Origin of the sequence: Micromonospora sp. NPDC048930, from assembly GCF_043197935.1 — a bacterium.
GTDB lineage: Bacteria > Actinomycetota > Actinomycetes > Mycobacteriales > Micromonosporaceae > Micromonospora.
On sequence record NZ_JBICUB010000003.1, the window covers coordinates 510,421 to 536,929 of the forward strand.

Here is a 26,509-nt window from a genome sequence, read left to right on the forward strand (position 1 = left end):
GAGGGTGCCGCGCCGGCCCCAACGGCGACGGTGGGGCCGCCGCGCGGTCACTCCCCGCCGAGCGCGGCCACCACGGGCCGGGACAACGCCCGCCGGGCCGGCAGGACGGACGCGGCCAGCGCCGCGAGCGCCGCCACCGCGATCACCAGGCCCAGCCGGCCCCACGGCAGGACCAGGGCGAAGTCGCCACCGACCCGGGCCACCACGCCCATCGCCCCCGCCGCGACCCCGATGCCCAGCGCGACGCCGAGCAGCGTGCCGACCAGCGCGGTGAGCACGGCCTCCAGCGCGAGCACCCCGCGCATCCCGGCCCGGCTCAGGCCGACCGCGCGCAGCACCGCGTTCTCCCGGGTCCGTTCCACCACCGACAGGCTGAGCGTGTTGGCCACCCCGACCAGGGAGATCACCACCGCCAGGCCGAGCAGCGCGGTCACGAAGGCCAGCACCATGTCCACCGTGCCGGTCAGCATCCTCTTGTACGCGGCCTGGTCCAGCAGGTTGACCGTCGGGTAGTTCGCGAGCGCCGACTCCAACACGGCCCGGGCGGTCGCCGGCGGGACGCCGTCGGCGGGCTCCACCTCGGCCAGGTAGCCCCGTTCGGTCGGGAAGAGGCGGGCGAAGTCGGCGTCGATCACGTCGACCACGTGCCCGCGGGGCACCCGGCCGCCCGCCAGGGCCGCACCGTCGTCGGCCACCACCGCCGCGACCCGGAACGGCCGGCCGGCGAGGGTCACCGTCGACCCGACCGCCCAGCCCTTCGCCGCGGCCAGCTCGCGGTGCACCAACACCGCGCCCGGCGCCAGGTCGGCCGGATCACCGGAGTCCACCGCGGTGAGCGTCCGGCGGACCAGGGCCGGGTGGGCGGCCCGCAGCTCGACACCGTCGACCACGTGACTGCGCTGCTCGTGCACCACGCCCAGCTCCGGCCGGGCGGCCAGCTCGCCGGCCAGCGGCGCCGGCAGCTCCCCGCCGATCCCGGCGACCAGGAAGTCCACCCCGATCCGCTGGTCCACCGCGCGCTCGATGCCGTCCTTCGCGCTGGCCGCGCCGACCACGAACGCGGACACCAGGCCGATCCCGATCACCATGGCGGTGGCGGTGGCGGCGACCCGGCGCGGGTTGCGCACGGCGTTCGCCACGGCCAGCCCGGCGGGGACGCCGAGCAGCCGGCGACCCGGCACGCCGAGCAGCCGGACCAGCGCCGGCACCAGCACCGGGCCGAACAGGACGATGCCCAGGAAGGCCAGCACCCCGCCCGCGGCGACCAGCGGCACCTGCCCGGTCCCACCCGCGCCCACCAGCGCCGCCACCCCGCCGGCGAGGAGCAGCGCGCCGGCCGCCAGCCGGACCCGACCGGCCCGCCGCGCGGGCTGCACGGCCGCGTCGGTCAGCGCGGTCACTGGGGCGACCCGGGTGCCCTGCCACGCCGGCACGGCGGCCGACACCACGGTCAGCAGCGTGCCGAGGCCGAGGCAGAGCAGCACCGTACGGGCGGTGACGGCGAGCGTGCCGGCGACCGGCGCGTCCAGCGTGGACAGCAGCGCGCCGAGGCCGGCGGCCAGCCCGACGCCGGCCAGCACGCCCACCACCGAGGCCACCAACCCGGTCAACGCCGCCTCCGCCAGGGCGGCCCGGAAGACCTGCCCCCGGGTGGCCCCGACCAGCCGCAGCAGGGCGGTCCGCCGGGTCCGCTGGGCGAGCACGATGGCGAAGGTGTTGGCGATCACGAAGCCGGCCACCACCACCGCCACCGCGGCGAAGGTCAGCAGGAACAGCCCGAACTGCCGCCGGTCGCGGACCGCGTCCTCGACCGCCTCGTCGAGGATGGCCTGCCGGTCCTTGACCGTCACGCCCGGTCCCACCACCGCGCGGACCCGGTCGGCCAGCGCCGCCCGGTCCACGCCGGGCCGGGCGGCCACCATGATCCGGCCGTAGCCGGCCTCGCCGCCGACGGCCAACGCGTCCGCGCCGACCAGACCGATGAACGGGCCGCCGACGTCCCGGGAGGTGCCGGCCACGTCGACCGTGCCCACCAGGGTGTACGGCCGGGCCGGCCCGCCGGACCCGCCGACCCGTACCGGGGCGCCGAGGCGGAAGCCCTGGTCGGCCACGGTGGCCTCGTCCAGCACCAGCTCGCCCGGCTGCCGGGGCAGCCGCCCGGCCACCACGTCGTACGACTGGAGGGCCGGGTCGGTGGGGACGGCGGCCAGCACGGCGTAGCCGAGCACGGGCCGCCCGTCGGCGCCGACCACCCCGGCGGTCCCGGTCAGTTCCCCGTCGGCGGCGGCCACCCCGTCGACCGCGCGGACCCGCTCCACCAGGCTCGGCGGCAGCGGCTTCGTCCCGGCGTACGCGGCCAGGTCGGTGTGCCGGTCGAAGGCCCCGGCCCGGGCGTACGCCCCGGCGCGCATGCCGTCGGTGAGGATCAGGGTGCCGGCGACGAAGGCGACGCCGAGCACGATCGCCAGCGAGGAGAGCAGCAGCCGCAGCCCGTCGGCGCGGAGCTGGCGCACGGTCAGGCGGAACATCCCGGTCACCGTCCCACCGGCTGCGCGCCGGCCGGCTCGAGGCGGGCGAGCGCGTCGAGAACCTGCGCGGCGGTCGGCGTGCGCAGCTCGTCGACCAGCCGGCCGTCGGCGAGGAACACCACCCGGTCGGCGTACCCGGCGGCCACCGGGTCGTGGGTCACCATGACCACCGTCTGGCCGAGGGTGTCGACCGCGTCGCGCAGCAGCCGCAGCACCTCCGCCCCGGACCGGCTGTCCAGGTTCCCGGTCGGCTCGTCGGCGAAGATCACCCAGGGCCGGGTGATCAGCGCCCGGGCCACGGCGACCCGCTGCTGCTGGCCGCCGGAGAGCTCGGCGGGGCGGTGCCCGAGACGGTCGGTCAGGCCGACCGCAGCCACCACCTGCCGCAGCCAGTCCGGCTCGGGCCGGCGGCCGGCGATGGCCAGCGGCAGCGCGATGTTCTCCTCGGCGGTGAGGGTCGGCAGCAGGTTGAACTTCTGGAAGACGAAGCCGATCCGGTCCCGGCGCAGCCGGGTCAGCCGGCGGTCGTCGAGCCGGGCGAGGTCGGCGTCGCCGATCCGCACGGTGCCGGCCGACGGCCGGTCCAGGCCGGCGAGGCAGTGCAGCAGGGTGGACTTGCCGGAGCCGGACGGGCCCATGACGGCGGTGAACCGGGCGGCGGCGAGGTCGAGGTCGACCCCGTCCAGCGCGACGACCCGGGACTGGCCGGAGCCGTACTCCTTGCGCAGTTGGCGGGCGGTGACGGCGACGCCGGCGGTGGGTGTTGCGGACACGTGGCGCTCCTGTCGGACACGTTCATCGGACGTCTCCGACGCTATGCGCGGCACCCCGTTGTCGATCTCCACCTGCACGCTCGACCTCGGTACGCCCCGGGTCGCCCCCGACCGGGTGGACCCGTACGACCCAGGTCGTACGCCGGCTCACCCGCCCGGCGTGACCAGCCCGCTCTCGTACGCCAGCACCACGGCCTGGACCCGGTCGCGCAGCTGCAACTTGGCCAGGATCCGGCCGACGTGGGTCTTCACCGTCGCCTCCGCGACGTGCACCCGGGCGGCGATCTCCGCGTTGGACAGGCCCTGGGCGACCAGCAGCAGCACCTCGCGCTCCCGCTCGGTGAGCTGGGCGAGCCGCGGGTCCTCGGCCGGGCCGGGGCCGAGCTGGCCGGCGAACCGGTCGAGCAGCCGCCGGGTGACCGACGGGGCCACCACCGAGTCCCCCTCGGCGACCACCCGGATCGCGGCCAGCAGCTCCTCCGGCGGCACGTTCTTCAGCAGGAAGCCGCTGGCCCCCGCGCGCAGCGCGGCGAACGCGTCCGCCTCCGTGTCGAAGGTGGTGAGCACCAGCACCCGGGGCCGGCGGTCGGCCGGCCGGGCGACGATCCGCCGGGTCGCCTCCACCCCGTCCATGGTCGGCATCCGCAGGTCCATCACCACCACGTCGGCGTCGACCCGGTCCAGCACGCGCAGCGCGTCGGCGCCGTCGATCGCCTCGCCGACCACCTCCAGGTCGGGCTGCGAGTCGAGCACCATGCGGAACCCGGCGCGGACCAGCGCCTGGTCGTCGACGATCACCACGCGGACGGTCAATGTGTCACCTCTGTTCGCGACTGCGGGGCTCGCAGGACCGGCTCACTCCTCGCGCTCACGGCACCCCCGCTTCCCCTTCCTCCGCACCGGGTGCCGACGGTAGCGGCAGGCGGGCCTCGACCCGCCAGCCCCCGCCCAGCGTCGGTCCGGCGGCGAGGCTGCCGTCGTACACCCCCACCCGCTCGCGCATGCCGACCAGGCCGTGCCCGCCGGACGGCGCGGGGCGGACCACCGGCCGGCCGCGCCCGTCGTCCACGGCCCGGACCACGACGGCGGCCGGCGACCAGTCGAGCCGTACCTCGACGGAGGCGCCCACCCCGGCGTGCTTGAGCGCGTTGGTGAGCGACTCCTGCACCACCCGGTAGACGGTCAGCTCCAGGCCCGGTGGCAGTGGCGTCGGCTCGCCGGTGGTGGCGCAGCTGACCGCCAGGCCGGCGGCGCGGAAGCGGTCCAGCAGGTCGGGCAGTTCGACCAGCGCCGGCCGGCGGTGGGCCGGCTCGGCGGAGAGACCGCCGTCGGACGCGGCCGCCGCGGCCGGCGCGGCCGCCGGCTCCGGCCGGCTCGGCTCCCGCAGTACGCCCACCAGCCGGCGCATCTCCTCCAACGCCTGCCGTCCGGTGTCCGCCACCACCTTGGCCGCCTCCCGGGCGGTGGCCGGGTCCCGGTCGATGGTGAACCGCACCCCGTCGGCCTGCACGATCATCACGGCCATGCTGTGCGCGACCACGTCGTGCAGTTCCCGGGCGATCCGGGTGCGCTCCTCGGCCACCGCGGCCCGGGACTCGGCCTCCCGCTCCCGTTCCAGCGTGGCGGCCCGCTCCTCCAGGCTCAGCACGTACAGCCGGCGGGTCCGCACGTTCAGCCCGACCAGCCAGACCGCCGCGGTGACCATCCCGAACCAGAGCGCGCTCGCCCACCAGGCGGCCGGCCCGCGTACCTGGAGGGCGGCCAGCACCACCCCCACCGCCGCGACGATCCCGGCGGCGATGCCGTCGCGGAGCCGGTCGGCGTACTTGACCACGCTGTAGAGGGCGATCAGGACGGCGACGTCGTAGCCCAGCGGGCCCCAGCCGGCGACCACCTGCACGAGCGCGAGCGCGGCCACCGCGGCCGCCACCGCCGACGGGTGGGTCCGCCGGAACAGCAGCACCAGCGCCATCGCGAACCCGACCAGGGTGGCCGGCCAACCGCCGGGCTGGGCCACGACCCCGGCCACGGCGAAGAGCGCCACGAACCCGGCGACGGCGACGTCGAAGGCGACGCTCCGCAACGGGCGGCCGAAGATCAGGCGGTCCACGGTCACCCAGCGTACGGGCTACCGCCCCGTCGATGCCCACCCGCCGGCCTCGCCGGCCCCGCTCCCGTGCGCCGGGCCGTTGATCGACTCGCGCTGCGGGATGTGGCGGTATCCGGCGCGCCGGATGCCGCGGTTTGCGCAACGTGAAGTGGACCTCTACCGGCTCGGCCGGTCAGGAGGCGACCAGCTCGCGCATCCGGGCGATCTCGACGGACTGCTCGGTGGCGACCGAGTTGGCGAACTCCTGCATGGCCTGGTCCACGCCGACCTTGAGCAGGTCGGTGGCCATCGTCACGGCGCCCTCGTGGTGCTCGGTCATCATCCGCACGAAGAGGCGGTCGAACTCGGCGCCGCGGGCGGCGGCCAGCTGGCGCATCGCCTCCGGGGACTGCATTCCGCGCATGCTGCCGTGGTCGTGACCGGGCACCTCGGCGGGCAACCCGCGGGCGGCCAGCCAGGCCCGCAGCACGCCGATCTCGGGTTGCTGGGCGGCCTGGATCCGGTCGGCGACGGCGCGTACCCGGGGGTCGGCGGCCCGGTCCGGGGCGAGCGCGGCCATCTCCACCGCCTGCTGGTGGTGCGGGATCATCATCCGGACGAACCAGACGTCGAGGCTGTTGTAGCGGAGTGTCGACGCGTCCCGCACCTCCTGGGCCGGGCGGGTAACCGCCGGCTCCCCCGGCCGCCCCGGCACGATGACCGGCGGCCCCTCCGCCGTGGGTGACGGGCTCGATGCGGCGGCGGTGACGGCGGACGGGCGGTCGGGCCGGTGCCACAACGTCAGGCCCAGTGCGACGAGCGCCAGGGCCACCACTGTGACGGCGAGCAGTGTCCGTCCACGTCGGCCGGTCATGCCTCACCCCTCTCCGATCGAGGTGACAGCGATCCTAACCAGCAACAAAGGACGGTCGATGTGACCCAGATCACATAGATCTACATCGTCGGACGGTAAGGTGTCGACAATCGTCATCCCCTTTCGAAGGGTGTCGCCGATGGTCAACTTCCGCCTGTCCAGATCCCGTCGTTTCCGGATCGGCAGCCTCGCCGCCGCCGGTCTCCTCCTCGCCAGCGTCGCCGCTCCCGCCAACGCGCAGGCCACCCCACGGCTCGCCGAACCGGCCACCATGGACACCGTCGCCGCCGGGCTCGGCGTCGATGAGATCTCCAGCAGCCCCAACCTCCGCCAGGTCGCCAACCTGCCGAAGATGGGACCGTTCGCCGCGGAGAACGCCCTCAACAGCGACATCGCGTTCCAGGGGCCGTTCGCCTACGCCGGCAACTACAACGGCTTCACCATCTACAACATCGCGAACCCGGCCGCACCGAAGGTCATGTCACAGGTGCTCTGCCCGGGTTCCCAGAACGACGTATCCGTCTACGGTGACCTGCTCTTCCTCTCCACCGACTCGTCGCGCAGCGACGACTCCTGCGCCAGCGTCTCGCAGACGGCGGCCAACAAGGCATCCTGGGAGGGCATCAAGGTCTTCGACATCAGCGACAAGACCAGCCCGCGCTACATCAAGTCCGTCGAGACGGACTGCGGCTCGCACACCCACACGCTGGTGCCGGGCAAGGACGGCCTCTCCGTCTACCTGTACGTCTCCTCGTACAGCCCGTCGGCGGCCTTCCCCGACTGCCAGCCGCCGCACGACTCCATTTCCATCGTCAAGGTGCCGCTGGAGTCGCCCACCGACGCGGCGGTGGTGGCCACGCCGAACCTCTTCCCGGACGGCGGGTACCCCGGCCGCCCGGGCGGCTCGGCGACCACCGGCTGCCACGACATCACCGTGTACCCGGCGAAGGACCTGGCCGCCGGCGCCTGCATGGGTGACGGCATCCTGATGGACATCGCCAACCGGGAGGCGCCCCGGGTGATCAACCAGGTCCGGGACACGACCAACTTCGCCTTCTGGCACTCGGCCACCTTCAACAACACCGGCACCAAGGTCGTCTTCACCGACGAACTCGGTGGCGGCGGCGCGGCGACCTGCAACCCGACCGTCGGGCCGAACCGTGGCGCGGACGCCATCTACGACATCACCGGCGCTGGTGACTCCCGGACGCTGGAGTTCCGCAGCTACTACAAGATCCCCCGGACGAACGGCGACACCGAGAACTGCGTGGCCCACAACGGCTCGCTGATCCCGGTGCCCGGCCGCGACATCATGGTCCAGGCCTGGTACCAGGGCGGCATCTCGGTCTGGGACTTCACCGACTCGGCCAACCCGAAGGAGATCGGCTACTGGGAGCGGGGTCCGCTCTCCGACACCCGGCTGGTCACCGGCGGGGCCTGGTCGTCGTACTACTACAACGGCCACATCTACTCCAACGACATCCAGAAGGGCCTGGACGTGGTGGAGATCGACCAGGCGTCCATCCCGGGCGCCAACACGCGGCACTTCACCCGGCTCAACGTGCAGACCCAGCCCGACTACAAGGACTGACGTCCCGCCCGTCCACGGGCCCGGCCACCGCACCTGCGGGGCCGGGCCCGTCGGCGTTCAGCTCATCGGCAGCCGGTAGCTGCGCTGCGCACCACCGGACGGGACCAGCCGGACCTCCCCGGTGCGCAGCCCGTACGCCACCGACCAGCGGGTGTGCGGCTGCCGCACCGAATCCAGCAGGCGCAGCGCGGCCGGGGCGTCCACCACCCCGCCGGCGGCGTCCAGCGCCTCCGCCAGCAACCCGTACCGGTGGTCGCGCCGCAACTGCTGGTCGGGCACGCCGATCGCCGGCACGTTGGTCAGCGCCTGCCACGGGCCCCGCCGCTTCTCGGCGCGCAGGACGCCGTCGACGAACTCCACCACCGCCGACGCGCCGGTGGCATCGGCGAGCAGATAGTGCAGCGCCGGCCCCCCGCCGCCGAAGTCCAGGTTGTACCGCTCGAACAGGGCGATCGCCTCGTCCACGGTGGCCGCCTGGTCCAGCACCAGCCGCAGGATCCGCACCGAGCCCACGGTCGGGCGGCCCGGCACCGGGCGGACGGTCGCGTGGTCGTCGGCGGCCAGCCCCACCGCCAGGCCCCGCTCGTTCATCCCGTCGAACGGCAGCAGCGGCGCGTTGAGCAGCCGCCGGTCCCCGGCCGGGTCGGCGCCGACCCCGAGGTACGAGATGTCCACCAGGGAGATCGAGGCGTACCCGTCCGGCGGGTCGGTCCGCAGCACCAGGGCCGGGTTCGGCTCCCAGTCGAAGTTGCGGGCGAACAGCGGCCGGCTCGGGTCGCCGAGGGCGGCGAAGAGCGAGCAGCCGAACGGGCTCGCCTCGGGCGTGCCGGAGACCCCGACCATGGGGTCGTAGTCCCCCACGTACGTCATCTCGTACAGCGGCAGGTCGTCGACCTTGCGGAGGCTGGCCAGGGTGCGCTCGACCTGGCCGTCGTCCTGTCGTGAGGCGGTGGGCGTGCCGGCCGCCGCCGGTTCCGGGACCCGGCGGCTCTCGGCGCAGCCGGCGGTGACCAGCAGCAGGGTGAAACCGGTGGCGAGCAGGATCCTTCGCATGCCGCGACGCTAGAAGAGGCAGCGACGGTTGTCCATCGGGTCAGTGGGGCGGGATCCGGGCCAGCTGCGCGTCGACCGCCTCCCGGCTCAAGGCCGGGCGGCCACCGGGATGGCCGACCGTCGCGCCGGCCGCCGCGACCGCGTACCGGGCGACATCCCGGTACGCCGCGCCGCGCAGCAGGCCGGCGGTGAGCGCCGCGACGAAAGCGTCCCCGGCGCCGGTGGTGTCCACGGTGGGCGTGTCGGACAGCGGTACGAAGAGCTCCCCGTCCGGCCAGACGAAGGCGTTCCCCTCCCCCGCCACCTCCACGGCGACCAGCGACGGGCCCCGCGCCCGCAGCTCCCGGCCGGCCCGCAGGCCCGCCTCGACGTCCCGCGGCGGGTCGCCGACGAGCCGGCCGGCCTCCGGCGCGTCGGCGCGGAACACGTCGGCGAGGGCGAGCAGCTGGGCCGCGTCGGCCGGGTCGTCCGGCGCGCCGTCCAGCACCACCAGCCGACCGGCGGTACGGGCGCAACGGGCCGCCGCGAGCGCGGCCGGCACCGGCTGCTGGAGCTGGACGACCACCGCGCGGGCCGCCTGGAGCACGTCCTCGGCGGCGCGCACGTCCGCCTCGGTGAGCAGGGTCGCCTCGGGAATGTGCTCCAGGTAGCGCCAGCGCGCCCCGGTCTCCAGCATGTCGACGATCAGCGCGGTGGGGGTGCCCGGCCGGCGCAGCACCGGAGCCACGTCGACGCCGTCGCTGCGCGCCCGCCCCAGCAGCCGGTCGCCGACCTCGTCCTCGCCGACCACGCCGAGCAGGCCGACCCGGGCGCCGAGCTGGGCCAGCCCGACCGCCTGGTTGGCGCCCTTGCCGCCGAGCAGCTCCCGCCGGCACCGCACCGGGGCGGTCCCGGACGGGCCGGGGACCGCGTCGACCACCAGGACGAGGTCGCGGGCCACCTGCCCCACCACGATCGCGTCCAGTCCCGCCATGCCGGGCTGATACCCGGGCCACCGCCGGTCACGCCCGGCGGCTCACCCCCGCACGATGGCGAACATGAAGCAGCCGTAGACCACGTTGCGGCTGTGCAGGCGGTCCACCGCGGGGTCGGCGAGCAGGTCGGCGACGACGGCCTCGGGGTCCTCGCCGTCGTGCAGCCGGCCACCGACGATCCGGCCCCGGCGGTCGTACGCCCGCAGCACCTGCGGTCGCCCCCGCCAGTCGGCCGGGTACCCGGTCACCTGCTCCGGCCCAGGGCAGTCGGCGTCGTGCGCGAAGATCGGCCCCACCTCCCGGTACGGGCCGTCGGGCAGCGGCGGGGCGTACCCGAAGAGCAGCAGCGGCTCGCCCGCGACGGCGTCGCGGAGGCAGCAGCGCAACGGCTCCTCGCCCTCGGCGGTGGACCGTTCGGCCGGCCGCCCGCTCACGTCGAGGCCGGTGCGCCGCACCTCGGCCAGCACCTCGCGCGGCAGCGGCTGGATCAGGTACCCGGTACGCGTGGTCGTCATACCCCCAGCCTGCCCGGAACGGCGCACGGATGCTGGCGGCGATCGGACCTCGCGTCCCGGCGCCGCGTCGCCTGTCCGACATTTCGCATCAGACGGGCCGGGGTGGGTATGCCGGCACCCGAGCCGGTCGGGACGGGCTGCCCGCCACCCTCGGGCAGCCCGTCCCCGATCAGCGACGGGAGACCGGGATCTGGAGTTCCGTCACGCCTTCCTCCGGCCTCTCCTGGCAGTAGTCGAGGTAGACCTCGCGGGCGTACCCCTCGGCGCGCCAGCCGTTCTCCTCGATCCACCGGGCGAGCACCCGCATGCTGGCCTCGACCTCGTCCATCGCCCCGTGGTGCACGATCGTCGCGGCGGTGGCCAGCGCCGGCAGGTCGACGACGGCGACGTCGCTGGCGGCCGACCGGTCGACGTCGACGGTCACCCCGGCGTGCACGACCACCGCCTCCCCGTCACCCTCCGGCTCGTACCAGGCGATCGCCGGCCCGGTCGGGCGGACGTGCGCCTCGTCGAGCCGGCGGAACAGTTCCGGGTAGAGCGGTTGGATCACCGGACCGATGTCCGGCGTCTCGTAGCTCGGCGCCACCCCGGTCAGTTCCGCGATCCGCACCGCCGGGACCTTCTTGAGTACGACATCCTCGGTGGTCATCCGACCCTCCGTCTCGAGCATCCGGAGTCTCGCCTCCACCGCGGCCAGCCGGGCGGTGTCCGCGGCGACCTGTGCCGCGAGCTGGGCGCGGCGCAACCGCAGCATGCCGCGCAGCTCGGCCGCGTCGAGCCGGTCGTCGAGGACCGTCCGGACCTGGTCCAGGGTGAGCCCCAGGTCCTTCAGGGCGATAACCCGGTTGAGCCGGCCCAGTTGCTCCGCCCGGTAGTAGCGGTAGCCGGTGTGCGGGTCCACGCTGGCGGGACGGAGCAGCCCGATGCCGTCGTAATGGCGCAGCATACGGACCGACACCCGGCCGAGTACGGCGAATTCTCCGATGGTGAACATGACCCCCTCACGCTCGTCCCTGACACCGTGTCAGAGTCAAGCGAGGGCGATTCAGCACACCGGCTCAGACCCCCATCTCGGCTTCGTACGCGCGCCGGAACCGGCGGCAGGCGGTGGGCGCGAGACACACGTGCCAGGCCTGGCCCTCGTCGACCACGTTGATCTCGCCGGCCTCCTGCCGGGCCAGCAGCAGGTCGGCCAGGGTGTCCCGGACGCCGAAGCGGTGGAACCAGGCCATCTCCACGTCAGCCGCCCAGCCGAGGCAGTGCCCGCTGGGCACCATCGCGGCGTACCCGAGGCGGCGCAGCCGGTACTGGTGCTCGGCGCTGCGGGCGAGGCTGGTGACCCAGAGCGGCGGAGTGGCCGGCGGGGTGGCCAGGGAGAACTCGCGGCCGATGTCGTTGAGCAGCGCCACCACCTCGCGGCGGGTCCGGCGGAACATCAGCCCGGCGGTGCGCGGGGTGGCGTCGGGCAGCAGCCGCCGCCGGACCGCCCGCAGGCCGCGGCCGACGAGCGTGCCCGGCTGCTCCCGGTAGCGGAAGGCGAGCAGCCCCCGCCGGCGCAGCCACTCCAGGTCGACCAGGTCGGTGCTGCTGTTGACCTGGCTGTCGGTGAGGAAGGCCGGGGTGTCCCCCCACCACATCACGTCGATCCGGGAGAGCAGGTAGATCCGGACCAGCGCGGTGAGATCGGGCGCGGAGCTGCGGGCGTTCGGCTGGTAGCGGGCCATCTCCAGCAGCAGGGTCTCCCGGGCGCCGACGAACCCCTGCGGGGTGGCGTCGAGGACCGCGGCGACGGCCGGCTCGCGCAGCCGCTGGTCGAGCAGCACCTGGCGGGCGGTGGTCGACGGGGCGTCCGCCAGGGCGCCCACCTCGACCAGCAGCTCCGCCACCGCCGCCCGGTACGCGCCCAGGTCCGGCTGTCCGGGGGCGGGGCGACGGCCGGCGGCGGAGGGCCGCCGGCGGGCCGGCGCGGTGGACGCGACGGCGGGCCCGGGCTGCTGGCCGGGGCTTCGGCTGGGCACTCGCATGGTCGGTCCCCTCTCCGGGCAGGACACGGCGTGGTCGAACCTGAAACACACCGTAATCACCAGGAAAGGCCGATCCCCGAACAATCCTCCTATCTCCCCCTAAGGAGCTTCTTTCGGCGCGGAAAGCGCCTGCACCCACCCGTACGTCGGCGGGGTGGGCAGGTCGGCGTCGAGCCCGCCGCGGACCGCGTCGGCCAGCTGCAACGCCGCGCCGAGGGCGGCCCGGAACAGCAGGGAGCCGGTGCTGACCCGGGCCACCCCGAGCCGGCCCAGCGCGGCCAGGCCCGGCCCGCCGGGCCGGTGGAGCACGTTCAACGGCAGGCCGGCCTCGGCCGCGAGCCGCCCGACCAGGTCGTCCGGCGCGCCGGGCACGAAGAAGCCGTCGGCGCCCGCCGCCCGCCACGAGCGGGCCCGGCGCAGGGCCTCGTCGAGCGGATCGGGCACGCCCAGCCACCAGGCGTCGGTGCGGGCGTTCACGAAGAGCCCGGGCACCGCGGCCCGCACCGCCGCGAGCTTGGCGGCGGCCAGCTCCACCGGGGCGAGCGTCCCGTCCGGGCGGCCGTCCTCCAGGTTCACCCCCACGACGCCGAGCGCCGCCAGCTCGGCGACGTAGTCGGCCACCGTCGCCGGGTCGTCGCTGAAGCCGTCCTCGACGTCCACGGTGAGCAGCACCGGCAGATCGCGCAGCCGCCGGGCCAGGTCGAGGTTGTCGATCCGGGTGGCCCCGGCCGCGTCCGGTTTGCCGGCGGCCGCCGCGACCCCGAGGCTGGTGGTGCCGATCGCCGGATGCCCCCGGGCCACGAGGGCCGCGGCGGAGGCGTGATCCCAGGCGTTCGGCAGCAGCAGCGGCCGGCCCGGGCGGTGCAGGGCGTGGAAGGTGGCGGCGCGGTCGCTCATCGGACGGTCACCTCTAAGCTGGTCGGGATGCGGAGGGTGGGGTGCGGCTGGTAGCCGGCCGGGGCGTCGGCGGCACCGCAGCGGCGGCGCAGCACGTCGACCACCCCGGCCGCCAGAGCCAGGGCGTGCCGCTCCCCCGGGCAACCCCGGGGCCCGGCACCGAAGGTCAGCGTCCCGCCCGGACGCCCGGCTCGGAACCGGTCCGGGTCGGCGTGGACGGCCGGGTCCCGGTTGGCCGCGTCGAAGCGGAGCAGCAGCGGGACGTCCGGGCCGATCTCCCGGGCGCCGAGGCGCAGCGGGGCGGTGGTGAGCCGGCGGGTGGCCCGGACCGGCGGGTCGAGCCGCAGCACCTCGGCCAGCAGGTCGACGGTCGACACCGCCGCCGGCGCGGTGCGGCCGTGCCGGACGGCCGCGCCGATCAGCCCGGCGGTGGCGTCGCAGGCCTGCACCAGCAGCCCGATCCGGTTCGCGGCGACCTCGGGCGGCGCCGGTGGGGACAGCGCCAGCAGCGCGGCGACCGCCCGGTCCGCGCGGGCCACCACGGCCGGGTCGGCGCCCGGGTGGTAGGCGGCGGCCACCGCCGGCACCGCCGCCCCGGCCGCCGCCGGGTCGGCCAGCCCGAGCCGCGCCGCCAGCACCTCCAGCGGTACGCGCCGCGCCAGCCGCGCCATCACGTCGACCCGCCCCGGCCCCCGGCGCTCCGCCGCGGCCGGCCGGGGCACGGCCTGCTCGCCCGCCGCCCCGGTCCCGGGCCGGGTCGCCAGCGCGTCGAGCGTCTCCCCGGCCGGGCGGTCGGGAGGGCGGGTCGCCACCGCGTCGGGCGTGGCCCCGGTGAGCCGGACCGCCGCCTCGAGCGTGTCCTCGGTGAGCCGGGCCGCCGCGGCGCGCAGGTCGTCCGGGTCGAGGGCGGCCAGCGCGGCGACCCCGATCGCCCGGCGGTCGGGGTGCCGGTCCGGGGCGCTGAACCGGCTGACCGTCCCGCGCAGCCAGGCGAGGGTGCCGGGCGGTCCGCCGGGCGCGACCGGCACCACGCACCGGGGATCGGTCAGCACCGCCACCACGTCGGCGTGCCGGGTGACCACCCAGCCGTCGTCGGGATCGGGCACGGGTTCGCCGCACGGTGGCGTACCGGGCGGCGCAGGGATGACGGGCCAGCTCATCGCCCGACCGTAGGCGGCGTTTCCTTCGGTCCGGACCGAACCGTCCCGTCACGTCGGCGAGGTGGCATCGGGCGCGCCGCACCGCCGGGTCGGTGAGGTGGCGGCATCGGGCCGGCCCGACACCGCCAGGTCGCCGACGTGGCACTGGTCGAGCGCCTCAGGCGCGGGCGGGTCAGGCGCGGGCGGGGCCGGTGTCGCGGGATGGCGGGGACAGGTCGGCCTCGTCCAGGCCGAGGGCGGCGGCGAGGGCGGGGCGGCCGGCCGGGGTGAGGCGGATCGCCCGGCCGGTGCCGCGTACGGTCCAGCCGAGGTCGAGGAAGCGGTGGCAGAGCGCCGCGCCGAGGGCGCCGGCCAGGTGCGGGCGGCGTTCGGTCCAGTCCAGGCAGTCGCGCACCAGCGGTCGCCGGGCCGCGCGCAGGGGCTCGACCGGTACGCCCAGCTCCGCCAGCCAGGTCACCCCGCCCGGGGTCAGGGCGAGTCCCCCGCTGGTCTCCAGCACCCCCCGGTCGAGCAGGGCGTCGTGCAGCAGCACCCCCAGCCGCCCGGCCAGGTGGTCGTAGCAGGTCCGGGCGTACGCCAGGGCGGCCCCGGCCGAGGCGGCGCGCAACGTGCGGGGCGGGGCCGGCGGGGCGGGGGCGTGCCCGGCCAGGTCCTCGATCAACTGGGCCACCGACGGGCCGGCGAGGCGGACGTACCGGTGCCGGCCCTGCCGCTCCTCCACGAGCAGGCCGCCCCGGACCAGGCGGGTGAGGTGGTCGCTGGCGGTGGACGCGGCCACCCCGGCGACCCGGGCCAGCTCCCCCGCCGTCCAGGCCCGCCCGTCGAGCAGGGCCAGGCAGAAGCTCGCCCGGGTCCGGTCGGCGAGCAGCGCGGCGAGTCCGGCCATCCCCCGGCCGTCGGTGCTGGTCGTGGTCATCCCCCCATGCTGGCACGGGGACGGTTCGGCGCGGACCGACCGGTTGATGCATCGGCAGCCAGCTCTTTACATCGTTGTATCCAACGTTGTAAACAGACAGAGACCTTCGTCGACTGATCGCCCACCACCAAGGCAGGTCTGATGGGACACCTCCGCCGCGGCGTCGCCGCCGTACTCGGTCTGCTGCTGGCCGCGACCCCCGCCGTATCGGCCCCGGCCGACCCCGGCCCACCCGCCCGGTATGCCAACCCGGTCTCCGCCCGCTTCGCCGACACCTTCGCCGACCCCGCCGTCGTCCGTGGCGACGACGGCCTCTGGTACGCCTTCGGCACCTCCGACCCGCTGCGCGAGGGCGAGCGGCAGACCCACCGGGTGCCGATCGCCCGCTCCGCCGACCTGGCCGACTGGACGTACGTCGGGGACGCCTTCGCCGCCGGCCAGCGCCCGTCCTGGGCCGCGCCCGGCGCGATGTTCTGGGCCCCCGACGTGCGCCGGGTCGGCGACCGCTGGGTCATGTACGTGACCGTCACCGACACCACCGTCTCCGGCGACACCTTCGACACCGCCATCGGGGCGGCCACCGCGCCCAGCCCCGCCGGCCCGTGGACCTTCGCCGCCGAGCCGGTGGTCGCCCCCCGCCCCGGCGGCGGGGGCGGCTATCTCTGGACCATCGACCCCAGCCTGTTCATCGACGTGGACGGCACGACGTACCTCTACTACGGCAGCTACTACGGCGGGATCTCGGTCACCGAACTCTCCCCCGACGGGCTGCGGGCGGTCGGCACGCCCCGGCTGGTCGCGATCGACAACAAGTTCGAGGGCGGCTACGTGCTGCGTCACGACGGCTGGTACTGGCTCTTCGCCTCCACCGCGAACTGCTGCGCCGGTCCCGCCACCGGCTACTCGGTGCAGGTCGGACGGTCCCGCGGCCCGCGCGGCCCGTTCCTGGACCGGGAGGGCCAACGGCTCGACGTGTCCCGGGCCGGCGGCACGCCGGTGCTGACCCAGAACGGCAACCGCTGGATCGGCACCGGCCACAACGCGGTGCTGACCGACCTGTCGGGGCAGGACTGGATCGTCTACCACGCCATCGACCGCGCCGACCCGTACCTGGACGAGCCGTTCGGCGTCAACGAGCGGCCGATGCTGCTGGACCGGCTCGACTGGGTGGACGGCTGGCCCACCGTGAACGCCGGCGCGGGCCCGTCGGACGGGTCGCGGCCGGCCCCGGTCACCACCGGCCCGATCGACGACCGCTTCGCCGACGCCGGGCTCACTGGCTGGCGGGCCGTCCAGGGCAGCTGGCAGGTGGCCGACGGCGTGCTGACCGGCGAGGGGGTGCTGACCAGCCGTACCGAGATCGACGGCGACGTTCGCGCGGAGGCCGACCTGCGGCTGACCGGGGCGCACGGCGCCGGGTTGCGGCTCGGCCCGGTGGAGGTCCGGGTCGGCGACGGCCGGCTGACGGCCCGCGACGCCGGCGGCATGACCACGTCCGCCCCGCTGTCCGCCGGCCTCGACCTCGCCGACCGGCACAACCTCGCGGTCGAGGTACGCGGACGGCAGCTCGTCGCGGAGCTGACCCCGGACCGGCTCGGCGACCCGCTCGCCGTGGTGACCCTGGCGCTGACCGGCCCGGCCGCCGGGCCGCTGACGCTGCTCGCCGACGACGGGACCGCCGAGTTCGACAACGTCAGCGCGGCCGCGCTGTACCGGCCGGTGCGGCACCCGGTCGCCGCGCCGACCGTCGGCCCGCTGCTGCCCGGCTGGTCCGACGAGTTCGACGACGGGCTCGACCCCGCCTGGCGGTGGGTGCGGCGCAACCCGGCGGCGACCGTCGCCGACGGCGCGCTGCGCTGGCCGGTGGAGGCCACCGACCTGGTCGGCACCGGCAACACCGCCGGGGTGCTGCTGCGCGACGCGCCGACCGGGGACTACGTCGCGGAGACCAGGGTGACCCTCGACCTCGGCGAGGACACCGTCCGCAACTACCAGCAGGCCGGCCTGGTGGCGTACGTCGACGACGACCGCTTCGCCCGGCTGGCCCAGGTGGCGATCTGGAACACCCGGCAGGTGGAGTACGGCTACGAGCTGCCCTTCGCCGGCCAACCGGTGTACGGCGGCAGCATCGTCGGCACGCCGGCCACCACCACCTGGCTCCGGCTGGCCCACCACGTCGACCCGGTCACCGGCGAGCACGAGTTCCGGGCCGGCTCCAGCCGGGACGCGGTGCGCTGGACCTGGGGTGCGGTCTGGACGTTCCCGGCCGACACCACGCCCCGGATCGGGCTGGTCGCCCAGGGCGGCGCCGAACCGCCGGTCACCGCCGAGTTCGACTACCTGCGCTTCTACCGCTGATCCGCCCGGCGCGGGCAGACGGCACGCGGCCCCGGCCACCGTTCGGTGACCGGGGCCGCCCGCTGCCCGGCCCGTCGGCATCGGCCTGCCGCGACCATGGCCGGACGGGCAGGTCGACGAGCGGCTCCGCGACCGGCCGTCCGTCCCGACCAACCGGCTCCGACGACGGTCTCCCGGCGTCACCGCTCCGGTCGGGGCTCAGGCGCCCGGACGGGGGCAGGCCGAGGTCAGCTCGTGGACCGTCCGGGTCTCGCTGTCGTAGCTGCGCGCCGCGACGAACTCCCCGCCGGGCCGGTCGACGGCGGCCAGCGCCCGGGCCCGGCGGCGGTCGGCGTCGCGGAACCGCAGCGCCAGGCTCAGGTGCGGGATCCACCGTCCCGGCTCGTGCCACTCGCGCTGCCCGCCGGCGTCGGCGAGCACGTCGCACACCGCCCCGTGCAGGGCGACCAGCTGCGGCGTCGGGCGGACCAGCCAGACCAGCGGGGCGCTGCCGTCGAGCACGGCCACCCGGTCGAGCCGGGCCGGCAGGGGCAGCGCGGCGTCGCACAGGTCGGCGAGGCGCTCCTCGGCGCCGGGCGGGAACTCGTCGACCGCGGCGAGGGTCAGGTGCGGCCGGTTGGTGGGGTGGGTGTGGCGCGCCAGGCTGGGCAGGCCGGCGGCGGCCAACCGCGCCCAGACCGCCCGTACCGCCTCCTCCAGCTCCGGGGAACAGAGCAGTTCGACCGTCCGCACGCCGTCAGGCTAGCCGCCGCCGGTGTGCCGCGGCGTCCCGTGGGGAATGCGTACCGGATGAGCGTGCTGACCGAGACCGACGAACGCCACCTGCGCCGGGCCGTCGCGCTGGCCACCGCCGCCCGGGACGCCGGGGACGGCCCGTTCGGCTCGCTGCTGGTCGATGCCGACGGGCGGGTGCTCGCCGAGGAGGTCAACACCGAGCGGACCGACGACGACATCACCGCCCACCCGGAGCTGAAGCTGGCCCGCTGGGCGGCCCGGAACCTCGCCCCCGACGCGGCGGGAGCCGCCACCATGTACACCAGCTGCCAGCCCTGCGGCATGTGCGCGACCGCGATCGAGCGCTCCGGCCTGGGCCGGGTGGTGTACGCGCTCAGCACCGAACAGCTGGCGCAGCTGCGCCCCATGCCGCCGTACGCCCCGGTGGCGTACGCCGGTCCGGCGCTGCTGGCCGAGGCCCGGGTCCCGGTCGAGGGGGCCTGAGCGGGCCGCCGGTCAGCGCCGGCCACCGCCCTCCGGGACCGGCCGGCGACGTGATCGGGGCCACCCCCCGGCGGGACCGGGTGGCCTGTTGCGCCGGTCGCCGCGCCGGGCCGGGGGCGGTGATGAAAGGCTTGCCGCATGAGTTCCGCACCAACACCGACCGACCCCACCACCCCCGTCGACGCCGACGAGGCACCAGCCTTCGCCGATCTCGGGCTGCGCCCCGAACTGCTGGGCGCGCTCGCCGCGCTCGGCTACGAGGAGCCCACCCCGATCCAGCGGGAGGCGATCCCGCCGCTGCTCGCCGGTCAGGACCTGCTGGGGCAGGCGGCGACCGGTACGGGCAAGACGGCGGCGTTCGCCCTGCCGCTGCTGCAACGGATGCCCGACGGGCGGGCCGGTGGTGACCCGGTGTCGCTGGTGCTGGTGCCCACCCGGGAGCTGGCGGTGCAGGTCTCCGAGGCGTTCCACCGGTACGGCAAGGACCTGGGCACCCGGGTCCTGCCGATCTACGGCGGCCAGCCGATCGGCCGCCAGCTGCGCGCCCTCGACCTGGGCGTGGACGTGGTGGTGGCGACGCCGGGCCGGGCGCTGGACCACATCGCCCGGGGCACCCTGCGGCTGGGCTCGCTGGCCACGGTGGTGCTGGACGAGGCGGACGAGATGCTCGACATGGGCTTCGCCGAGGACATCGAGGCGATTCTGGAGCACGCCCCGGCCGAACGGCAGACGGTGCTCTTCTCGGCCACCATGCCGGCGCGGATCGACGGGCTGGCCCGGCAGCACCTGACCGACCCGGTGCGCATCCAGATCGAGCGCGAGCGGCCGGTGGCGGGCGAGGCGCCCCGGGTACGGCAGAGCGCGTACATCGTGGCGCGGGCACACAAGCCGGCGGCGCTGGGCCGGGTGCTGGACGTCGAGTCGCCGACCGCGGCGATCGTCTTCTGCCGCAGCCGGGAGGAGGTGGACCGGCTCACCGAGACGATGAACGGCCGGGGCTACCGGGCGGAGGCGCTGCACGGCGGGATGAGCCAGGAGCAGCGGGACCGGGTGATGGGCCGGCTGCGGGCGGGCACGGCGGACCTGCTGGTGGCCACCGACGTGGCGGCGCGGGGCCTGGACGTCGAGCAGCTCACCCACGTGGTCAACTACGACGTTCCGTCGGCCCCCGAGTCGTACGTGCACCGGATCGGCCGGGTGGGCCGGGCGGGCCGGGAGGGTGTGGCGATCACCCTGGCCGAGCCGCGCGAGCACCGGATGCTCAAGACCATCGAGCGGGTCACCGGCCAGCGGATCACCATCGACAAGATCCCCACCGTGGCGGACCTGCGGATCCGGCGGCTGGAGCTGACCCAGGCGGCGCTGCGGGAGTCGCTGCTGGAGGACGACCTGGAGCCGTTCCGGGTGATCGTGGAGTCGCTGTCGGACGAGTTCGACATGATGGAGGTCGCGCTGGCCGCGGTGAAGCTGGCCCACGAGGCGACCCTCCCCGGCACGACCGACGAGGAGGAGGAGATCCCGCAGGTCGCGGTCCGCCCGTCCCGGGAAGGCCGACCGGGGTACGAGGGCCGCGGCGAACGGCGCGCCGGGCGGCCCCGCGGCGCCGGCACCACGCAGGTCTTCATCGGGCTGGGCCGGCGCGCCGGGGTCCGGCCGCAGGACCTGGTCGGGGCGATCACCGGGGAGACCCGGGTCAGCGGCCGGGACATCGGCTCGATCGAGATCGCCGACCGGTTCTCCCTGGTGGAGGTCCCGTACGCGGTCGCCGACGAGGTGATCCAGGGGCTGCGTGCCAGCACCATCAAGGGCCGCAAGGCGACCGTACGCCGGGACCGGGACGGCGACGGCGGCGGCGGTGAGCGCCGCTTCGACGGTGACCGGCGGGACCGGCGCGGCGACGAGCGGCGGGAGCGCCGGGACCGCTGGTGAGCACGGCCGAGGCCCCCGGTCCGGGTGGACCGGGGGCCTCGGCGTGTCGGATGGTCAGGCCGCGGCGAGCGGCTGGCCGCCGAGCGTCTCCGCGTCGACGTCGGCCGGGCGCAGCGCCAGGGCGAGCACGTCGGCGACGTCGGCGAGGGTGTGGATGGTCAGCGCCTCGCGCACCTCGGTGGGCAGGTCATCGAGGTCCGGCTCGTTGCGCTTCGGGATGATCACCTCGGTGAGGCCGGCCCGGTGGGCGGCGAGCAGCTTCTGCTTCACGCCGCCGATGGGCAGCACCCGGCCGGAGAGGGTCACCTCGCCGGTCATCCCGAACTCGGGGCGGACGGGCCGGCCGGTCACCAGCGACGCCAGCGCGGTGACCATGGTGATGCCGGCGCTGGGGCCGTCCTTGGGCACCGCGCCCGCCGGGAAGTGCACGTGGATCCGCCGCCCGGCGAGGGCGTTCGGGTCGATGCCGAGGCGTCGCCCGTTGGAGCGCAGGTAGGACAGCGCGATGTGCGCCGACTCCTTCATCACGTCGCCGAGCTGACCGGTCAGGGTCAGCCCCGGCTCGCCCTCCATGCTGGTCGCCTCGATGAAGAGCACGTCCCCGCCGGCTCCGGTGACCGCCAGGCCGGTGGCCACGCCGGGCACCGCCGTCCGCTCGGCCGACTCCGGGGTGAACTTCGGCCGGCCCAGGTAGCGAGCCAGGTTGTCGGAGTCCACCCGGACCGGCGTCGGGTCGGACGCGAGCGCGACGGCGACCTTCCGCAGGATCTTGGCCAGGGCCCGTTCGAGCTGCCGGACGCCGGCCTCCCGGGTGTACTCGCCGGCGATCAGGGCCAGCGCCTCGTCGGCGACGGTCACCTCTTCGGCGGTCAGTCCGGCCCGCTCCCGCTGCCGGGGCAGCAGGTGGTCCCGGGCGATGGCCACCTTCTCGTCCTCGGTGTAGCCGTCCAGGGTGACCAGCTCCATCCGGTCCAGCAGCGGGCCGGGGATGGTCTCCACCACGTTCGCGGTGGCCAGGAAGAGCACGTCGGACAGGTCGAGGTCGACCTCGAGGTAGTGGTCGCGGAAGGTGTGGTTCTGCGCCGGGTCGAGCACCTCGAGCAGGGCCGCGGCCGGGTCGCCGGAGTAGCCGACGGCCAGCTTGTCGACCTCGTCGAGGAGCACCACCGGGTTCATCGAGCCGGCCTCGCGCAGGGCGCGGACGATCCGGCCGGGCAGCGCGCCGACGTAGGTGCGCCGGTGGCCGCGGATCTCGGCCTCGTCGCGGACGCCGCCCAGGGAGACCCGGACGAAGTTGCGGCCCAGCGCCCGGGCGATCGACTCGCCGAGGCTGGTCTTGCCGACGCCGGGCGGGCCGGCCAGGGCGAGCACGGCCCCGGAGCCGCGGCCGCCGACCACGCCGAGGTTGCGCTCGGCGCGCCGGTTGCGCACCGCGAGGTACTCCAGGATGCGGTCCTTCACGTCGGCCAGGCCGGCGTGGTCGGCGTCGAGCACCGCGCGGGCCGCGGCCAGGTCGGTGTTGTCCTCGGTACGCGTGTTCCACGGCATCTCGAGGACGGTGTCCAGCCAGGTCCGGATCCAGCCCGCCTCCGGGGAGGCGTCGCTGGCCCGTTCCAGCTTGCCGACCTCGCGCAGGGCGGCCTCGCGTACGTTCTCCGGCAGGTCCGCGGACTCGACCCGGGACCGGTAGTCGGCGGAGCCGTCCGGCTCGTCCTCGCCGAGCTCCTTGCGGATCGCGGCGAGCTGCTGGCGGAGCAGGAACTCCCGCTGGGACTTCTCCAGCCCCTCGCGGACGTCGCTGTTGATCTGCTCGGTGATCTCCTGCTCGGCCAGGTGCTCCTTCACCCAACCGACCAGCAGCTCCAGCCGGGCGGTGACGTTCGGGGCGGCGAGCAGTTCGGTCTTCTGCGCCAGGCTGAGCCAGGGCGCGTAGCCGGCCGAGTCGGCCAGCTCGGAGAGGTCGGTCATCCGCTCCATCGCGTCGATGACCTGCCACGCGCCGCGCTGCTGGAGGACGGAGGTCATCAGCGCGCGGTACTCGCGGGCCAGTTCCCGGGCCTTGCCGGCCGGGGCGGGTTCGTCGAGTTCGGTCGCCTCGACCCAGAGGGCGGCGCCCGGTCCGGGCACGCCGGAGCCGATCCGGGCGCGGGCGAGGCCGCGGACCACGGCGGCGGGCTCGCCGCTGGGCAGCCGGCCCACCTTCTCGATGGTGGCGATCACGCCGACCGGGCCGTACTCGCCGTCGATGCGGGGCACGGCGAGGATCTGCTTGTCGCTGTGCGCGCGGGCCGCGTCGACCGCGGCCTGGGTGGTCGGGTCGAGGGTCACCGGGATGACCATGCCGGGCAGCAGGACGGCGTCGGTCAGTGGAAGTACCGGAAGAGTTGCCATCGAACACCTGCTATCACGTTGAGTTGAGCGTGACAGACTCAAGTAACAAAGCGTTCCCCTTGTTCCGGGTTGTGACCCACGCCACTCCTCCGCCGGGCCCCGGTCGGCCCCGGCGGCCCGGCCGCGCCATTCCGGCAGCACGGATTTGCCGACGCACCGAATGGCGAACGACCGGTATTGTTGCGAAATTGCCGCGCCGTACGTCAAACTCTTAGCCACACCCCGCCCGACACAGGGAGCAATGGCGATGGCAAGGAAAGTAATCACCGTTCTGACCGACGACCTGGACGGCGGAAAGGCCGACCGTACCGTCGAGTTCAGCCTGGACGGCGTGGCGTACACGATCGACGTCTCCGACGAGAACGCGGGCGTTCTGCGCAAGGCCCTGGACCCGTACATCAGCGCTGGCCGGCGGATCGGGCGCGGGCCGGTGGAGAGCGCCCGCACCACGCGCCGGACCACCCGCCCGGCCACCTCGGGAATGGACCGCGAGCAGAACCGCGCCATCCGGGAATGGGCCGCGAAGAACGGCTACGAGATTTCCGAGCGGGGCCGCATCCCCGTGTCGGTGGTGGAGGCGTACAAGAACCGCTGAGCCGTCCCGGCTCACCGTCGGGCATCCCGGGGTCACGCTGAGAAATCGGCGTGGCCCCGATGGCTTTTCCCGGTGTTCACAATTTTCAGCCACGAGAGGCCCGCCGGCGCCCGGTGCCAACCCCCGTCGCCCGTCCGGCGCCCGGACCCGCCGACGGCGGAACCGCCCAGGTACGCCCCGGGCGGCTCCGGCCGTCGTGATCCTCAGTTGACCCGGATCCGTACCACGTCGAACGCGGGCGTCTGGTTGGCCCGCTCCATCATCGGGATCCGGTGCGAACCGTCACCGGCCCAGACCGCGCACTGCGCGACACCCGACTGCGGCAGGCCGGGGATCTGGATGAGCACGTCGTCCGGCTGGGCGCTGCCCTTGCCGTCCTCGGTGGCCACGAAGAACGCCGGCACGTCCTGGGGGTTCGGCGGCTGGCGGAGACTGTTGAGCATCCGGCACGCGGTGTGGAAGTGGCCGCGCACCAGGCCCTGGTCGTCGAGCAGCGAGCTCTCCAGGTAGTAGCCGCCCTGACCGGCGGCGAGGAAGCGGTCCCGGACCAGGTTCCGGGTGCTGACCCGGAGGGTGAACGGCTGGTTGCGGCGGACCTGGTTGGGGAACTGGGTGATGAGCAGCGACGGGTTGTTCGCCGCCGCGCCGACCTCACCGAAAGCGGTGCTCACGCAGCGGTTGCCGGCCTGGAAACCGTCGTGCGGCTGCAGCCGGCTGTTGGTGCAGTCCTTGGCGAGCACACCCAGGCCGTTGCCGTTGTTCCCCCCGTTGTTGTTGCCGCCATTGTTGTTGCCGCCGTTCTGACCGCCGTTGTCGTCGCCACCGTTCTGACCGCCGTTCTGACCACCGCTCTGGCCGCCGTTCTGGGCGTTGTCGGCCAGCGCGCACTGGGCCAACTGGTCCAATCCCTCGGGACGCGGCGCGACCCGGCCGATCGCCGTGGCGATCCGATTCAACGTCGCGGTCCGCTTGTCCGCGAGCGGTCGCAGGACGCTGTTGTTGACGAAGTCCTGGCTCGTGTTGCTGCCCGCGGCGGCGAGCCGCCGGTTGGCCTCGGCGATCTGCGCGTCCAACAGGGCGAGGTTGCGGTCCACCTCGTCGCGCGCCTGATCGGGCACCTCCGGCAGTTTGCTCTTGACGTCCGGGCAGGCCACGGTGGGGGCACCCGCGCCGGCGCCGCCGCCGGTGGTCTGCTGGCACTCGGCGACCGACATCTGCCCGTCACCCCAGTGGTTGCGCACCCAGCGGCCGTTCTGCCAGGTCCGGGTGGTGCTGCCCTGCCCGCCGGGCGCGGTCGCACCCGGGCTCGGGGCGCTGCACGACACCGGGGCGGTACGGACGTTCGTCCGCCGGTCCTGGGCGGACGAGATCTGGGTGACGGCGACGATTCCGCCGAAGACCGCGAGCGTGCCGACCACGGCCAGCAGCCGCTTGCTCCGCGCGTTACCGGATGACCGGCGCGCCCGTGTGGACCTGCGCATCGAATTGCTCTCCTTCTCGATCCGGTAGTTGACTCGTGATCCCGGCGGACCGACGGAATTCGGGGTGAGGATCACTGCGACGTTCCGGTTGCACGTCGATGACCGACGATGCCCTTTCCGCACCGTCACCGCGCCGTTCGGCGCGGCTGGGAAGGTCTGCGTCCATTCCCGCTTAGGTACGGAACGACGACGGCGAAGGTTCAACCGTGATCGGGAGAATTCGAGGAGAGGTGCCCACGGGGCCGGACCGCCGGTCCCCGGGGCGCGCCGGGCTCAGTCGGCGCAGAGGTGGTCGAAGGCGAAGCCGCCGTCGAGCTCGTCCCGCCGGTCGGCCAGCCGGCGGATCTGCCCGCGCAACTCGTCGCGGTCGACCAGGGGCGGCTCGGCGGCGTCGAGGCCGCGCAGCCGCTCCCCCACCGCCACCGCGGCCAGGTCCTCGGCGAGCCGGCCCGGCGCCACCCCGCAGGAGAGCCGCTGCGCGAAGAGCTGGACCCGCTCCACCAGGCACCGGCCGGGCCGCACCTCGACCCAGGCCCAGCCCTCGGCCGGGCCGTCGGTCCAGCAGGCGTGCAGGCCGCGGACGATCGGGTCGGCGAGGCGCCGCTCCACGTACGCCTCGACGGCGGCGGCCCGGGCCAGCGCCCCGAGATCGTTGACCGGCCCGCTCCGGCCGTCCGGGAGCCGGCCGACGATGTCCCGGAAGCCGACCACCTCCCCGCCCTCCGGTCCGGTGCCGCCGGCATAGGCGCGGGCGTCGATGACGTACTCGACGAGCCGGCGGGCGTGGTCGGCGCCGCGCAGCGTGGCGGACTCGATCCGCAGCACCGGCAGGCCGACGCCGGCGCAGACCGTGCTCGTCATCCGCTCGGCGCGCCGGGCCGGGGAGCCGGGCGCCGCCGGCGGGGCGAACGCCACGGCGAAGACCGGCCGGCCGCTGTCGGCCGCGCACACCACCTGGTCGAAGCTCTCCCGGATGGCCGTGCTCCACTGGTTGCCGGTGACGCCCGGCGGGCGGCCCTGGACCAGTTCGCTGAGCCGGCGTGACGGGTGGACGACCTGCCCGGACCGGGTGAACGACGGCGCTGTCCCGGCCGCGATCGGACGCAGCCAGGAGGTCGCCACGCTGCCGGTGCTCGTCATCTT

The 26,509-nt window shown here is 75.2% G+C and carries 22 protein-coding genes; 5 read left to right on the plus strand and 17 right to left on the minus strand.

Annotated features, from left to right (window positions below; all coding sequences use genetic code 11):
- Nucleotides 1-47 precede the first annotated feature (47 nt).
- The 5 genes from ACGFI9_RS11195 to ACGFI9_RS11215 all read right to left on the minus strand — a co-directional run bounded on the left by ACGFI9_RS11195 (nucleotide 48) and on the right by ACGFI9_RS11215 (nucleotide 6,264).
- Nucleotides 48-2,528, minus strand: coding sequence for an ABC transporter permease (locus ACGFI9_RS11195; protein WP_393177520.1), 2,481 nt, complete (start codon nucleotides 2,526-2,528; stop codon nucleotides 48-50).
- Between the two features lie 5 nt (nucleotides 2,529-2,533).
- Nucleotides 2,534-3,301: an ABC transporter ATP-binding protein gene (locus ACGFI9_RS11200; RefSeq protein ID WP_393177522.1), complete on the minus strand. Its 768-nt coding sequence runs from the start codon at nucleotides 3,299-3,301 to the stop codon at nucleotides 2,534-2,536.
- Between the two features lie 147 nt (nucleotides 3,302-3,448).
- Entirely contained in the window at nucleotides 3,449-4,114 is a 666-nt protein-coding gene (locus ACGFI9_RS11205; protein ID WP_393177524.1) for a response regulator, read from the minus strand.
- Nucleotides 4,115-4,169: 55 nt separating this feature from the next.
- Nucleotides 4,170-5,417, minus strand: a complete 1,248-nt coding sequence (locus ACGFI9_RS11210; protein WP_393177526.1) for a sensor histidine kinase — start codon at nucleotides 5,415-5,417, stop codon at nucleotides 4,170-4,172.
- 166 nt (nucleotides 5,418-5,583) lie between these two features.
- Nucleotides 5,584-6,264: a DUF305 domain-containing protein gene (locus ACGFI9_RS11215; protein ID WP_393177528.1), complete on the minus strand. Its 681-nt coding sequence runs from the start codon at nucleotides 6,262-6,264 to the stop codon at nucleotides 5,584-5,586.
- Between the two features lie 139 nt (nucleotides 6,265-6,403).
- Between ACGFI9_RS11215 and ACGFI9_RS11220 the strand changes: the two genes are divergently transcribed.
- Nucleotides 6,404-7,855 carry an LVIVD repeat-containing protein gene (locus ACGFI9_RS11220; RefSeq protein WP_393177530.1) on the plus strand — a complete coding sequence of 484 codons (1,452 nt, stop codon included), beginning with the start codon at nucleotides 6,404-6,406 and terminating at the stop codon, nucleotides 7,853-7,855.
- Between the two features lie 57 nt (nucleotides 7,856-7,912).
- Here the strand turns inward: ACGFI9_RS11220 and ACGFI9_RS11225 are convergent, their stop codons facing one another.
- The 8 genes from ACGFI9_RS11225 to ACGFI9_RS11260 form a co-directional block, all read right to left on the minus strand.
- Nucleotides 7,913-8,908: a carcinine hydrolase/isopenicillin-N N-acyltransferase family protein gene (locus ACGFI9_RS11225; RefSeq protein WP_393177532.1), complete on the minus strand. Its 996-nt coding sequence runs from the start codon at nucleotides 8,906-8,908 to the stop codon at nucleotides 7,913-7,915.
- A gap of 40 nt (nucleotides 8,909-8,948) precedes the next feature.
- On the minus strand, nucleotides 8,949-9,881 hold the full coding sequence (locus tag ACGFI9_RS11230) for a PfkB family carbohydrate kinase (RefSeq protein WP_393177534.1): 933 nt from the start codon (nucleotides 9,879-9,881) through the stop codon (nucleotides 8,949-8,951).
- A gap of 42 nt (nucleotides 9,882-9,923) precedes the next feature.
- Nucleotides 9,924-10,397, minus strand: a complete 474-nt coding sequence (locus tag ACGFI9_RS11235; RefSeq protein ID WP_393177536.1) for a DUF1203 domain-containing protein — start codon at nucleotides 10,395-10,397, stop codon at nucleotides 9,924-9,926.
- Between the two features lie 169 nt (nucleotides 10,398-10,566).
- Nucleotides 10,567-11,391, minus strand: a complete 825-nt coding sequence (locus ACGFI9_RS11240) for a MerR family transcriptional regulator (protein WP_393177538.1) — start codon at nucleotides 11,389-11,391, stop codon at nucleotides 10,567-10,569.
- A 64-nt stretch (nucleotides 11,392-11,455) separates the two neighbouring features.
- Nucleotides 11,456-12,421: a hypothetical protein gene (locus ACGFI9_RS11245; protein WP_393177540.1), complete on the minus strand. Its 966-nt coding sequence runs from the start codon at nucleotides 12,419-12,421 to the stop codon at nucleotides 11,456-11,458.
- Nucleotides 12,422-12,520: 99 nt separating this feature from the next.
- Entirely contained in the window at nucleotides 12,521-13,318 is a 798-nt protein-coding gene (locus ACGFI9_RS11250; protein WP_393177542.1) for an isocitrate lyase/phosphoenolpyruvate mutase family protein, read from the minus strand.
- Nucleotides 13,315-14,478, minus strand: coding sequence for a cytochrome P450 (locus ACGFI9_RS11255; protein WP_393177544.1), 1,164 nt, complete (start codon nucleotides 14,476-14,478; stop codon nucleotides 13,315-13,317). Before ACGFI9_RS11255 ends, ACGFI9_RS11250 begins: the two co-directional genes overlap by 4 nt.
- A gap of 172 nt (nucleotides 14,479-14,650) precedes the next feature.
- Complete coding sequence (locus tag ACGFI9_RS11260; RefSeq protein ID WP_393177546.1) at nucleotides 14,651-15,394, minus strand: ArsR/SmtB family transcription factor; 744 nt, start codon at nucleotides 15,392-15,394, stop codon at nucleotides 14,651-14,653.
- Between the two features lie 141 nt (nucleotides 15,395-15,535).
- Between ACGFI9_RS11260 and ACGFI9_RS11265 the strand changes: the two genes are divergently transcribed.
- Entirely contained in the window at nucleotides 15,536-17,752 is a 2,217-nt protein-coding gene (locus ACGFI9_RS11265; protein ID WP_393177548.1) for a family 43 glycosylhydrolase, read from the plus strand.
- Between the two features lie 198 nt (nucleotides 17,753-17,950).
- Here ACGFI9_RS11265 and ACGFI9_RS11270 read toward each other — a convergent pair whose 3' ends face one another.
- Nucleotides 17,951-18,484 carry a 2'-5' RNA ligase family protein gene (locus ACGFI9_RS11270; RefSeq protein ID WP_393177550.1) on the minus strand — a complete coding sequence of 178 codons (534 nt, stop codon included), beginning with the start codon at nucleotides 18,482-18,484 and terminating at the stop codon, nucleotides 17,951-17,953.
- 57 nt (nucleotides 18,485-18,541) lie between these two features.
- On the opposite strand from ACGFI9_RS11270, the gene ACGFI9_RS11275 reads away from it, so the two are divergent.
- Both ACGFI9_RS11275 and ACGFI9_RS11280 read left to right on the plus strand, forming a co-directional pair.
- Nucleotides 18,542-18,970: a nucleoside deaminase gene (locus ACGFI9_RS11275; RefSeq protein ID WP_393177552.1), complete on the plus strand. Its 429-nt coding sequence runs from the start codon at nucleotides 18,542-18,544 to the stop codon at nucleotides 18,968-18,970.
- Between the two features lie 138 nt (nucleotides 18,971-19,108).
- Nucleotides 19,109-20,899 carry a DEAD/DEAH box helicase gene (locus ACGFI9_RS11280; RefSeq protein WP_393177554.1) on the plus strand — a complete coding sequence of 597 codons (1,791 nt, stop codon included), beginning with the start codon at nucleotides 19,109-19,111 and terminating at the stop codon, nucleotides 20,897-20,899.
- 54 nt (nucleotides 20,900-20,953) lie between these two features.
- Here the strand turns inward: ACGFI9_RS11280 and lon are convergent, their stop codons facing one another.
- Nucleotides 20,954-23,290, minus strand: a complete 2,337-nt coding sequence (gene lon / locus ACGFI9_RS11285) for an endopeptidase La (protein ID WP_393177556.1) — start codon at nucleotides 23,288-23,290, stop codon at nucleotides 20,954-20,956.
- Nucleotides 23,291-23,537: 247 nt separating this feature from the next.
- Here lon and ACGFI9_RS11290 point away from each other — a divergent pair, with 247 nt between their 5' ends.
- Entirely contained in the window at nucleotides 23,538-23,885 is a 348-nt protein-coding gene (locus ACGFI9_RS11290) for an Lsr2 family protein (RefSeq protein ID WP_393177558.1), read from the plus strand.
- Nucleotides 23,886-24,088: 203 nt separating this feature from the next.
- On the opposite strand, the gene ACGFI9_RS11295 is transcribed toward ACGFI9_RS11290, so the two are convergent.
- Together ACGFI9_RS11295 and ACGFI9_RS11300 are read right to left on the minus strand one after the other, a co-directional pair.
- Nucleotides 24,089-25,366 (minus strand): hypothetical protein, encoded by a 1,278-nt coding sequence (locus ACGFI9_RS11295; protein WP_393177560.1) that lies wholly within the window; start codon nucleotides 25,364-25,366, stop codon nucleotides 24,089-24,091.
- A 273-nt stretch (nucleotides 25,367-25,639) separates the two neighbouring features.
- Nucleotides 25,640-26,506 (minus strand): hypothetical protein, encoded by an 867-nt coding sequence (locus tag ACGFI9_RS11300; RefSeq protein ID WP_393177562.1) that lies wholly within the window; start codon nucleotides 26,504-26,506, stop codon nucleotides 25,640-25,642.
- Between the last annotated feature and the right edge of the window lie 3 nt (nucleotides 26,507-26,509).

Excerpts from the sequence above, each read along its gene's own strand:
- ACGFI9_RS11195 (WP_393177520.1), bottom strand. The coding sequence starts at position 2,528 with ATGTTCCGCCTGACCGTGCGCCAGCTCCGCGCCGACGGGCTGCGGCTG.
- ACGFI9_RS11215 (WP_393177528.1), bottom strand. The coding sequence starts at position 6,264 with ATGACCGGCCGACGTGGACGGACACTGCTCGCCGTCACAGTGGTGGCC.
- ACGFI9_RS11220 (WP_393177530.1), top strand. The coding sequence starts at position 6,404 with ATGGTCAACTTCCGCCTGTCCAGATCCCGTCGTTTCCGGATCGGCAGC.
- ACGFI9_RS11225 (WP_393177532.1), bottom strand. The coding sequence starts at position 8,908 with ATGCGAAGGATCCTGCTCGCCACCGGTTTCACCCTGCTGCTGGTCACC.
- ACGFI9_RS11230 (WP_393177534.1), bottom strand. The coding sequence starts at position 9,881 with ATGGCGGGACTGGACGCGATCGTGGTGGGGCAGGTGGCCCGCGACCTC.
- ACGFI9_RS11235 (WP_393177536.1), bottom strand. The coding sequence starts at position 10,397 with ATGACGACCACGCGTACCGGGTACCTGATCCAGCCGCTGCCGCGCGAG.
- ACGFI9_RS11240 (WP_393177538.1), bottom strand. The coding sequence starts at position 11,391 with ATGTTCACCATCGGAGAATTCGCCGTACTCGGCCGGGTGTCGGTCCGT.
- ACGFI9_RS11245 (WP_393177540.1), bottom strand. The coding sequence starts at position 12,421 with ATGCGAGTGCCCAGCCGAAGCCCCGGCCAGCAGCCCGGGCCCGCCGTC.
- ACGFI9_RS11250 (WP_393177542.1), bottom strand. The coding sequence starts at position 13,318 with ATGAGCGACCGCGCCGCCACCTTCCACGCCCTGCACCGCCCGGGCCGG.
- ACGFI9_RS11255 (WP_393177544.1), bottom strand. The coding sequence starts at position 14,478 with ATGAGCTGGCCCGTCATCCCTGCGCCGCCCGGTACGCCACCGTGCGGC.
- ACGFI9_RS11260 (WP_393177546.1), bottom strand. The coding sequence starts at position 15,394 with ATGACCACGACCAGCACCGACGGCCGGGGGATGGCCGGACTCGCCGCG.
- ACGFI9_RS11265 (WP_393177548.1), top strand. The coding sequence starts at position 15,536 with ATGGGACACCTCCGCCGCGGCGTCGCCGCCGTACTCGGTCTGCTGCTG.
- ACGFI9_RS11275 (WP_393177552.1), top strand. The coding sequence starts at position 18,542 with ATGAGCGTGCTGACCGAGACCGACGAACGCCACCTGCGCCGGGCCGTC.
- ACGFI9_RS11280 (WP_393177554.1), top strand. The coding sequence starts at position 19,109 with ATGAGTTCCGCACCAACACCGACCGACCCCACCACCCCCGTCGACGCC.
- lon (WP_393177556.1), bottom strand. The coding sequence starts at position 23,290 with ATGGCAACTCTTCCGGTACTTCCACTGACCGACGCCGTCCTGCTGCCC.
- ACGFI9_RS11290 (WP_393177558.1), top strand. The coding sequence starts at position 23,538 with ATGGCAAGGAAAGTAATCACCGTTCTGACCGACGACCTGGACGGCGGA.
- ACGFI9_RS11295 (WP_393177560.1), bottom strand. The coding sequence starts at position 25,366 with ATGCGCAGGTCCACACGGGCGCGCCGGTCATCCGGTAACGCGCGGAGC.
- ACGFI9_RS11300 (WP_393177562.1), bottom strand. The coding sequence starts at position 26,506 with ATGACGAGCACCGGCAGCGTGGCGACCTCCTGGCTGCGTCCGATCGCG.